This window comes from Pseudomonas sp. EA_65y_Pfl2_P74 (assembly GCF_963970575.1).
Classification (GTDB): Bacteria; Pseudomonadota; Gammaproteobacteria; order Pseudomonadales; family Pseudomonadaceae; genus Aquipseudomonas; species Aquipseudomonas baetica_A.
The window spans coordinates 1-9758 of the sequence record NZ_CAXAOQ010000054.1; the positions used below are offsets into that span (position 1 = coordinate 1).

Consider the following 9758-nt stretch of genomic DNA (forward strand, 5'->3'; position numbering starts at 1 on the left):
GTCTGGCCAGACAAGAAACTGGGAGCCGATGGGCACTGTGATGTTGAACCCGGATCGGCAGCAGCAGACCGAGAAAAGAGCGGCATAGTTAGACGGCGACGCGACAACAACCTTGAAAAACGCCGGCCATTGGAACACCGAAAGGTCTGTCCATCCACCCGTCGGACGAGCTGGCCTGGCAGGTCGTGCTGGACGTGCAGGCCTCGCTGGGCGTGCAGGTCGAGCAGATCTTGCAGCACGCGCCGGGCGAGTCGGGCGAGCGGTTCCTACCACGCGTTCATTTGCGTTCCACAGCACTGGTCTACCTGAATGATCCAAACACAGCAAACCATGTACTGCGCCTAACCAATTGCCAGATGTAGCTGACCACGCATGATTGTTCGACAGGTACGCAATCCAGTTCATATCGGTGTCGAAAATATTACGTCCCGGCTCGATCCAGGCAGTCAAATCACAATTCTGATCAAATAGCGGATAAAGCATGTATGAACTCCGTTCTCTGGGTTACTACATGCTAGCAGTCAACCGAGACAAAGCACGTCGGCAGAACGTAGCGATGAGTATTAATGGACCTCATAGGTAAAGAGCAAGCCTTCCCTCGAGCGTATCGCCTCCTATGTGCCAAAAAACTGGCTTTCGAATGCTCGGCTACGTCGAAAACATTGTTTTGCCTAACAACTTGATCTTGAAGCTGTGCTAAAGACGAGCGGAAACCCCAACTGATCTATTGGGGCTTTTTTCCTTTGATCGTCACTCCCTGAATTGGCCGCTAGGGTTAAAACGGTTTGCCGCCCTTCTGGTCGCTATTCTGAGCAAAGACGCTCATTTTCCAGTCGCTTCCGCTGCATTCGCTGCATGGAGGGAGCTTCGGGCACTCACGGTTTATCAAGTCTTCATAACCGCATTTTTGGCACTCGTAAATTCCCGGGTGAGTTGGTGCACTACCAGTTTTTTGAATTTTCTGAAAGTGCTTTTTACTTGCATCGCTGGCCGAAATGACCTTTTTTTGACCGCTATCGCTTATAGCCATAACTAACTCTCTAGATTTGGACTGACTTGGCCCGGCAGCAGACGCTCCCAGGTACCTAGCTAATTGAGGTGATGACTGATGATTTCAAGAGGCTATCATTAAAAAAAGTGTGGGCTTTAGTTACGTACGTAGCTGCGGCGTGCCGCGTTTGGCTTAACAAGAGGGCTTGCGTTGTCTAGTTCAAATCCGCAACTGAGAAAGGACAATTGCCTCTGGTTCATCGGCACAGGATGACTGCTCTTGGCCGTTCTCCGCCGATCGTCACTACGGAGTGTGCTGGGCAAGTCGAATGCAACCTGTTGATCAGCACGAAGGCAATTGACTGGTCAGTGACGATGCAAATGGGTGGTCAAGTCCATGCAATTACGCATCTGAGGAGCCCAGGTCACGTGCGGACGCAAGCAGATGTATGGTCGCAGGACGTTATGTTGCTCGTACGGGTGGAGAAAAATGGGGGCGGTCTGATGAAAGGGCAGGCCGAGCGCTGAGGCAGGTCCTTGAGCCTTTCCTCTGATAAATAGTGGTCGGCAGACAAAGCGGCAAGCCAGGGGCAACGCTTGGGCTCATCCTGACAAACAGCACATTTTCAGCGTTCTCTTAATTTCAAAGTGCTATCATCTCCGGCCGAGCTATGGTAACGGCGAGTGCGAGGGATGGCATGCAAGATCATGAGTATTCGGTGATAGGCCATCGCAGGAGCACCATCGGTCGCTACCTAGGAATGCTGGCCACGATAGTTGTTTCCTTCCTTCCAGCGGTTGGGATCGGGCTGTCCGACCTCATGTCCCAACTCGGAATGCCAGATTGGGGCAAGTACTTCGTTGTAATCCCGCTAACAGCTAGCTTGACATACACAGCCCTTCACTGGTTCTTCAATAAATACGGCTGGCGTCCGTTGAGTATTCTGGCTCAGGTTCCCAATATCTCAGGGGACTGGGAGTGTGTCGGCCAAACACTCGATGATAATGGTGCTGTCGCGCACGATTGGTGTGCGGAACTGACCATCTCTCAAACTTGGGAGAAGATTCGCGTCAGGTTGGAAACTAAGTCGTCCGTATCTCATAGCGTATCTGTGGCATTGATTCCTGAGCCTGATGGCTGCTGGATGTTGATGTACAGCTATATGAATCGACCGAAGACGGGTAATGGCCATCTTAACGCTCACCAAGGCTATAGTGAGATGAGATTCGCCAAAGGTTTGAAATCCGCGCAAGGTGAATACTTCACTGCCAAAGGGCGCGGTACTGCTGGGACCATGACATTTACCAGGAGATAATTGAAATGGGTAAGGATGTTAATCGGAGGCTGACAGACCTTAAATCTCGGCGCCGGGGAAGCAGCAGTACCGTGGTGATGGATAGCATTACTGCAAATACGAGATTAATTTCTGAGAAGTTTGAAACTCGTTCGAGCGGCCAGTGGACAAAATATGCGCTAGGGATCATGCAGGAAGTTGATCCGACCTACACGAAGATTTCCGTGGCGGAAGGTGAAAGGGTGAAGAACCAGATCACAAACCGTATAGCCACAGATGTTCAGTTCGAGTACCAGGGATCTGTTCCACTGAACGTCCATATTCGTGGTGTCAGCGACATTGACATTCTGGTGCTTCTGCGCCGTTACTTGACCATTGATCTCCAAGGGGCTCGGGCGAACACATCGGATTACTCAAGTTGGGTAGGGCCCAGCGGCATTGCTCAACTCGCTTCCCTCCGCAGTGAACTGGAGTCGGCCCTGAAAGCTGCCTATCCAGTTGCTGACGTGGATATTACAAAAGACAAAGCCATTGCGTTGTCTGGTGGGAGTTTGTCGCGAAGCGTAGATGTGGTGCCGTCGCATTGGCATGACTCTTCTGCATATCAAATCAGCAAGAACAAGAAAGATCGTGAGGTAAAAATCTACCAAAAAAACACTGGCGATACATTCTTGAATAGGCCCTTCCTTCATATTGATAAGATTAATCAAAAGGAAGCTCGTACCCGTGGTGGTGTCAAGAAAATTATTCGCATGCTCAAAAATTTGAAGGCGGATAGTGATAGCCCAACGGCGATCTTGGTAAACAGTTACGAGATAGCAGGGCTCGTATATCACTTTGAAGACGCTCCGATATCAGTGCCCGGATACAACGAATTGGCATTGGTTGCTGTGGCAAAGCAACAGCTTACTCGCCTCATTGACAATAAAATCTCGACAATGGAATTGATGACGCCGGATGGAATTAGAAAAATTATTGACTCTGAGGAAAAGTTCAAGTCAATAAGTCTGCTGCGGGATGAGGTGAGTGAGTTGGGCAGGAACTTGGCAACTGAGCTTACATCGCGCTACTGGATCGATGACTTGGAAACGCTTAAGGCTTTGCGTGAATCCTATATCGCAGAGTAGTGATTGAGGCAGGAAGGGTATGCGGTTTTAATGGTTCCTCTTTGCGAGCTAAAATTCGCATAGTTCTTTGAAAAAATTTGAAGAGCCAAGTTCGTTAATGACGCATTGGGTCGTAATAAAATTTTCTGGTCTATCTCCGAGGTAATAAAACGGAGCATAGATGTTATAGGTATTTGGTAAGAAGCGAGCGCTGTAGATGGCAAGGATGATTCCGGAACATGGTCCACACCACACTGAAAGTTATGGTGAGCGTCAGCTTTACTCAGTCCTCAAATCTAACCTGCCTGACGAATACACAGTTATCCATAGCTTACCTTGGCTTTGTTCTGCGGTGAACAAGCTTGATAGATCTGCGAAACCGACAGGAGAGATCGATTTCCTCGTAATTCACCCCGAGAATGGTGTGCTAGCTCTTGAGGTTAAGAGTGGGGTGTATCGGGTCGAGAACTCTGTGTTCATTCATGTCCGGGAAGGCTTTAAGATAAATCCGGTCAGTCAGACGAGGAAGAATGTACACGGATTCTCTGAGTGGCTCGGGGCGAAACCGACGCTTCGTCTGAATATCGGCTACGGATTCATCTTCCCTAACACTGATTTCGGTGAGGGCCCCTGCTCTCCAGGGATGTACGATACTTCCGCCAACCCGCCTCAACCGTTGTATATCGATTTTCAAAGGTATCCCGACGTCGCTGAGAAAATAATAGAGCTAATGAAGTATTGGAAGCAGGCACTATCAAATTCAGATTTAGGGCTCTCTAAAACCCAAGAACTCATTGATTATCTTTCTCCCACGATCGATGGACATCCTCGATGGGCAAGTCGCATTCGTTACGACAATAAGGTGTGGCTTCAGCTAACTCGCGAGCAAAGCGCAGTTGTTCGCTCTGTGCTGAATAGTAAGCATTCTCTTATTAGCGGTTGGCCGGGTACCGGTAAAACGTTGGTCGCAATTGAAGTGGCAAGGAAGTTTGCGGCGGAGGGTAAGAATGTACTTGTGCTCTCCTTCAATTCAAGACTTACTGATTATATTCGTGATCAGCTTGATGATTATAAATCTTGCACAGTAATGACCTGGCATGGACTATGTCGCCAGTCCGCTGATATTGCTAAGCGAGGAGTGGTCGGTGAGGATTGGTACAAGGTTGATTGTGTTGAAGACCTTAAAGCTGCTATCCAACATGAGTTGATGACCGAGTACGACGCTCTCGTGGTTGATGAATCTCAAGCTTTAGCTCATTCGTGGTGTGAGACACTTGTGAGCTGGTTTGATGAAAAGCCTAAGGCGTTTTTCTGTGATGAAACTCAGGTCTTCAAGTTTGAACGAAATGTCGTATCGTTGGAGGGGTTGAAAGAAATTCTTGACGTTGAGGCGTTCCCACTTACGATTATCTTGCGCATGCCTAAGGCGGTTACCGAGATTCTTGCAGAGGTAGTTCCCCCAAAGCTTCAGCACTCATCACCAAGAGTTGTGGAACCAGATACTGCCCTTGAAGTCATTACGCTATCGCCTTGTGAAGAACTGCTTCGTATTAAAAGCATGCTGGTCGAAGAGGGGGTGGATAATGATGATATTGTTGTCTTGACAGGCTCAATCATAGACAAAGTTTACGTCGATTTTTTACGATTTCAGAAGATACCCACTGAAACTATTGCGAAATTCCGTGGCTTGGAGGCTCCAGTAGTTATCGTGGTTGGCGCAGAAGCTCTGGATACCGCTGAGTTGTTTAGTGCGTATTCACGTGCGACCACGAAGTTTATTGCACTATACAATGCTCATAATCGTTTCTGGAAAGGCAACAGAGATTTCCAATCGCGCTTACAGAAAAATCCAAATAGTGCTGAAGTTCTAACACAGCAGCAGGTGCCTTTGCGTATAAGGAATTTAATTGCTGGTAGCACAACTGATAAGTCTCTAGGTTTAAAAAGTCTGGATATTAGATGGGCTGAGGAGTGGAGGGCTTGGCTTGTTGAGATAAAATCTCACGAAACTCAAATTCTACTTTGGCTTGAATATCTCTGTATCAGAGTTGCTCATCCAGTATTCATATGGTATGGCGATACTTTAACTAGGTTTTATCGAATCAAACCTGATTTAAGTGGTGATAATGAATCATCCTTTCGTAGTTTGATGATAATGGAGTTTTGCAAGGTGTGTGATCGACTTACCCCGCACACTGATACTTTCAAGTGTGAGTGCGCTTTGTGTGCCACGGCGGCCACTAGATCAGCACCTATTGATGAAGATGTTATGGAGGAAATTCGTTTGTATGATGCGGCCATAACCTCGCAATTGTCTAAATCGTACACTTTGCAAATGCAGGCTGAATTACCGATTGAAGTGGCCGCAGTTGGAGCAATTTTGCGAGCAAGTAAAAATAAAGTACGCGCAAATGTATTGCTTGCTCCTCTTCCATCAGGGCGACTTTTATATTTAGTCGCTTTTGTATTTGCTCAATCTAGAATCGCGACCTATCCAGCAAAAATGACTATGTCAGTCAATAACTTGGCTGATGAAATTTATAAGCGTTTTAAATCGCTAGAGAAAATTTCTTTGACAGAATGGCGTGCGATTTTTGCAAATGCATTTGGCACGTTCAAACAGAAGGGCTTTGTGGCTAGGCTTGAAAAAGGGTTGTACCTTCCACTGGAAGATAAGGATGCTCCTATACCTCAACGGACAACGTATGTCTGATGAAGTGTAGTAGTCAAAAATTAGATCGACGGGGCTTATACACCTGCTGTCTGTATCCTCAGGATGTTAACCTATAAAGCCTGTCAATCGCTGCTGGAGCTAGTTATGACTCGTAGGGTAATTCTGGAGCTTGATCTGAACGAAAATGATTTTGACGCTCTGACACAACTGATTGCAGATCGACAAGGTGTCGCTCAGTACATTTCTCCAAGCGACCCAAGGGTGCGGAGCCGTGTGGTCGATCTGCTTGTACAAATTGGCGCAGCTGTTGAGAGGATTCCAATGACCGATGGCCAGTGACCATGTTTGGGGAAGCACTCTTTCCAGATGCAAATTTGCATAGTCGCGCCTATGGGCCGGCAGCAATGTGGCGACTAGGAGCAATGAATTTTTATGAAGCGTCAGCGGCGTTTAATAAGCTTTCGATGAGTGCGGAAATCTGAACCTGATGGGGTTCTAGGTGTGGTTGCTGACCAAATCCAGGCGGGTCTCCCATTTTGTAAAGAATTGTGCACTCTTGGATATTCAAGGGGAAAACCAGCGCATCGTCGGTATACATCAGTCCTGACGCGACCTGGAAGATGTACTTAGTTCGAACGCGCCGACCCGGAACTTGGAACTGCCCGTGGGCTATTGCTATCAGAGATTGAGCCACCCACCTGTCTGTAGTATTTAGCCAGGGTGGCAGCGCCAACTGAACATCCACAATGCAAGAGTTCGATTCTTTTCGGTTGCAAATGTCTAAGAACTTCAGCAGTTCGGTACCGCTCTCAAAACCCTTAATCTGGATGTCGGCCTCGCGGTCAATTCCATTCAGCACTCCCACGTACGCACGAGCGGTCTCGGGCGAAGCGCTTTTTGATTTTGCGTGCTTAACCATAAACACCTCTGAATGGAGTCCTATTGATTGTAGTGCTATAGGGCTCAAAAAGGCGCCATCGTTCCTTTTGCAACTTGAAAGTTACGAGGCAGAGAAGGGGCGCTGTGCGATAGGTGCGCAGAATATGCCCAGTACAATGAATATGAGCCGGGTATACGCTGAGGACGGACCAAGGGCTTCAAATTAACACCGTCGCTACCTGCGCCCGCTCTGTCGCTGACGGCAGAGCAGCGTAGGTCCGACCTATGCGCCCATCATGTGAAGCAATTCGGGTCGAGATTTTTTTGAAGTCAGAAACTTCTGAATAACCTCGGAGTTGCTCTTATTCAGACCTCTACCATGCTCAAGGGCGTTTGCTGCTTTGGATACCCTGATCGCACCGGATGATGGAGTCTTCATGAGGTCTAGAATAATTCTGTATATGCGTTTGCTGTTCTTGCCGACTTCGATGCTCACGCCGTCATCTTGATTCTGGATAACTTTGGTCTCACTACCTGACAAGTACTTGAATTCAACCACTAATGTGGTTGAATCTATGTGATATCCCCTCCATGCCGTAGGGAGGTCAGCAGGGGAAAACATAAATTGCAACTTGATGCCTCGTTGCTCCTTGGATTCGATTACGTTCAGCTCATGCTGGGAGACCGAAATCCATTCTTCGCTTGATGTATTCATCAGGCTCTCTCCAAAAGCTGCCCTATCAGGGCCACGGTTAACGTGTAGTGTTCGACTGAGTCAGCTGTCACCCCCAAGGGATCAAGGCTATCCAAGACAATCACTCCCCATAGCTTGCCGTTGCACTCCACCGGCATTGCGGCCATCGCGCGTGAGGGAGTCCTTCCCTCGGCCAGGTAGCGCTCCAAGAAGCGTACCGATGATTTAGTCACCGTAGCATAGTTTTCTCGAGCCTTGGGCCTGGTGTTAGACGTGATCTCCGGTAGGTCGGGTAGGATCACCACGCCGCGTTGTGACCAGGCCAAGCCTGCAACGCCCTGAGATTTGGCACTATTTTCGCTATCAATATAAAAAATAGTTTTCGTATTGAGCGTCAGATGACCGGAGCGCATTTAAGGAACCAGATAGTCACCACAAAATCGACGTGTCTTGAAGGGTAACCATGTGGACACCCCCGACTCAAGCCAGTGCCGACGGAAGAATAGGTTTTTTTTGAACTTGAATAACGTCACTCGATTGTGATCTTTAGGTACGTTTAGGTTCTTAAAAACCCTATCTTGATACTCATTCAGAATAAATTGTAACTTTTCAACAACCCATGGATCCGCCATCCGTTTCATAATCGCCGTTGCAGCGATTACTAAACCTACCGCGAGCAGTAGCCAAATAGCCATTTCTTGAAAACGATCGATGAGCAGCCAAAGTATGGGTTTTTGCTCGATCCATTTATCGTCCTTTTTGACGTCCATCAGCCATACGATTAATGAGGACAACATCCCTCCAATCACGTAGATGTATCCTGATGCCTCGTAGATAAATTTTCGCTTAGGCCCCGTCCGTAGCATTTATTGCTATCACCTTCCGAATGTTTTTCCGCGAGACCCACGGCAGTAGCCCCGCGGCCTATACATTTTCGTGTAGGTCGTAGGTACTTTTTCTCGCGTGACAATGTCGACAGTTAAGCTGTCGAGGCCTGTCTCCGCTCGTTGAGGATAGCCGTTCTTATGCGAAAGGTTGGATTTGGATGGACAGGCACGGATATCGTCTTACGGCCCGATAGCTGCCTTGGTAGCCTTGCCATCATTCCTGAGGGTCAAGATGATCACTTCCCCATGGGGTGAAGTGAAATAGCGAGCTGGCATTCTCTGTCAGTAATGAGATGCTTAATCTGAGGTCGGAATTCAAGCGCATCTAACTGTGTAACCAGCCGCTTGTCGTAGTTGTTTACTGAGTGGTTTCATGCTAGTGCGAAGCTTTGCAGCGTTCGATTGCATTCCTAATGTTAGATGCGGGGCCACCGAGTCATTTCTGCGACATATTGGATGGCGCGTTGGACAGTTCTGAAGTGAAAAAAATGACTGAAGCGGAAAAATGCGGTTCGATTTTCATCTCGTATGCATGGGGTGACGGTTTAGAAAACAAGGAATGGGTGCGCCAGCGCATCGTCGATAGGATCAACTGGAGTAACGACGTTTTTTGGGATCGGGACAGCATTCACTACGGAGAATCTATAGATGGAGTGATAGCCCAAGAGTTGTCGAAACGCCCAATTTTGATCCTGTGCTTGTGCGATCACGATTACGTGAAATCTGCCCAGAAAAAAGGATCAGGAGTTTACCGTGAGCTGGAAATGCTGAAAAAGATCTCCTCCGAGCCAGGCGTTCGCATCGTACCGCTCATCATTAAATCCGGTTGTGTTGATGAGCTGCCCGAGCCTCTCGTTGGGCGCCTTTACCTAAACCTGCAGCCTTTGCAGGAGCTCAATCTCGATATTGGAATGGCGGTGATGGGGGGTGTCGAAGGAGTAAAACCGGCGCAGATACAAAGAGAAATCAACGCTAAGTTGGCAGCACACAAACTGCAGCAGCGCGCACTCAAATACCTTCAAAGCGGTGAAGTGATCGTTTGGGGGAATGGTCGCAATCATGAAGTTACGGTTTATCGCGATCGTTCTAGCCCAGCTCTGCTGCTTCCCCCCGGTGTCAGGATAGTTGTCGCCTCTCCGGTTTTTCCAAAAAAAGCATATCGGGGGCGGAAAGAGACTGGTCGTGCCGTACTATTCACCTGAACGCAGAGCCGCATTACTTAAGATGCTGCTT

Annotated in this window: 10 protein-coding genes and 1 pseudogene; 5 read left to right on the top strand and 6 right to left on the bottom strand. The window is 48.2% G+C overall.

The features are described 5' to 3' along the window. Positions 1-138: 138 nt before the first annotated feature. A pseudogene (locus tag AACY18_RS28240) lies at positions 139-483 on the bottom strand (4-fold beta flower protein); the annotation flags it as partial. Between the two features lie 292 nt (positions 484-775). Then, a complete protein-coding gene (locus tag AACY18_RS27430; RefSeq protein WP_339466769.1) occupies positions 776-1030 on the bottom strand; it encodes a hypothetical protein in 255 nt (84 codons plus the stop codon). A gap of 658 nt (positions 1031-1688) precedes the next feature. Here AACY18_RS27430 and AACY18_RS27435 point away from each other — a divergent pair. The 4 genes from AACY18_RS27435 (at position 1689) to AACY18_RS27450 (ending at position 6404) form a co-directional block, all read left to right on the top strand. After that, positions 1689-2306 carry a Cap15 family cyclic dinucleotide receptor domain-containing protein gene (locus AACY18_RS27435; RefSeq protein ID WP_339466771.1) on the top strand — a complete coding sequence of 206 codons (618 nt, stop codon included), beginning with the start codon at positions 1689-1691 and terminating at the stop codon, positions 2304-2306. A 5-nt stretch (positions 2307-2311) separates the two neighbouring features. Then, entirely contained in the window at positions 2312-3412 is a 1101-nt protein-coding gene (locus tag AACY18_RS27440; protein WP_339466772.1) for a hypothetical protein, read from the top strand. A gap of 205 nt (positions 3413-3617) precedes the next feature. Continuing rightward, positions 3618-6104: a nuclease-related domain-containing DEAD/DEAH box helicase gene (locus tag AACY18_RS27445; RefSeq protein ID WP_339466774.1), complete on the top strand. Its 2487-nt coding sequence runs from the start codon at positions 3618-3620 to the stop codon at positions 6102-6104. 105 nt (positions 6105-6209) lie between these two features. Continuing rightward, the gene (locus AACY18_RS27450) at positions 6210-6404 is read left to right on the top strand and encodes a hypothetical protein (RefSeq protein ID WP_339466775.1); all 195 of its coding nucleotides are present in this window, start codon (positions 6210-6212) and stop codon (positions 6402-6404) included. Between the two features lie 91 nt (positions 6405-6495). On the opposite strand, the gene AACY18_RS27455 is transcribed toward AACY18_RS27450, so the two are convergent. From AACY18_RS27455 to AACY18_RS27470, 4 genes are all read right to left on the bottom strand, one after another. Next, positions 6496-6984, bottom strand: coding sequence for a hypothetical protein (locus AACY18_RS27455; RefSeq protein ID WP_339466776.1), 489 nt, complete (start codon positions 6982-6984; stop codon positions 6496-6498). 243 nt (positions 6985-7227) lie between these two features. Then, complete coding sequence (locus AACY18_RS27460) at positions 7228-7659, bottom strand: hypothetical protein (protein ID WP_339466777.1); 432 nt, start codon at positions 7657-7659, stop codon at positions 7228-7230. Next, positions 7659-8051 (bottom strand): GAF domain-containing protein, encoded by a 393-nt coding sequence (locus AACY18_RS27465; RefSeq protein WP_339466778.1) that lies wholly within the window; start codon positions 8049-8051, stop codon positions 7659-7661. Before AACY18_RS27465 ends, AACY18_RS27460 begins: the two co-directional genes overlap by 1 nt. Continuing rightward, positions 8052-8447, bottom strand: a complete 396-nt coding sequence (locus AACY18_RS27470; RefSeq protein ID WP_339466779.1) for a hypothetical protein — start codon at positions 8445-8447, stop codon at positions 8052-8054. A 542-nt stretch (positions 8448-8989) separates the two neighbouring features. Here AACY18_RS27470 and AACY18_RS27475 point away from each other — a divergent pair. After that, complete coding sequence (locus AACY18_RS27475; protein ID WP_339466780.1) at positions 8990-9727, top strand: toll/interleukin-1 receptor domain-containing protein; 738 nt, start codon at positions 8990-8992, stop codon at positions 9725-9727. The last annotated feature ends 31 nt before the right edge of the window (positions 9728-9758 follow it).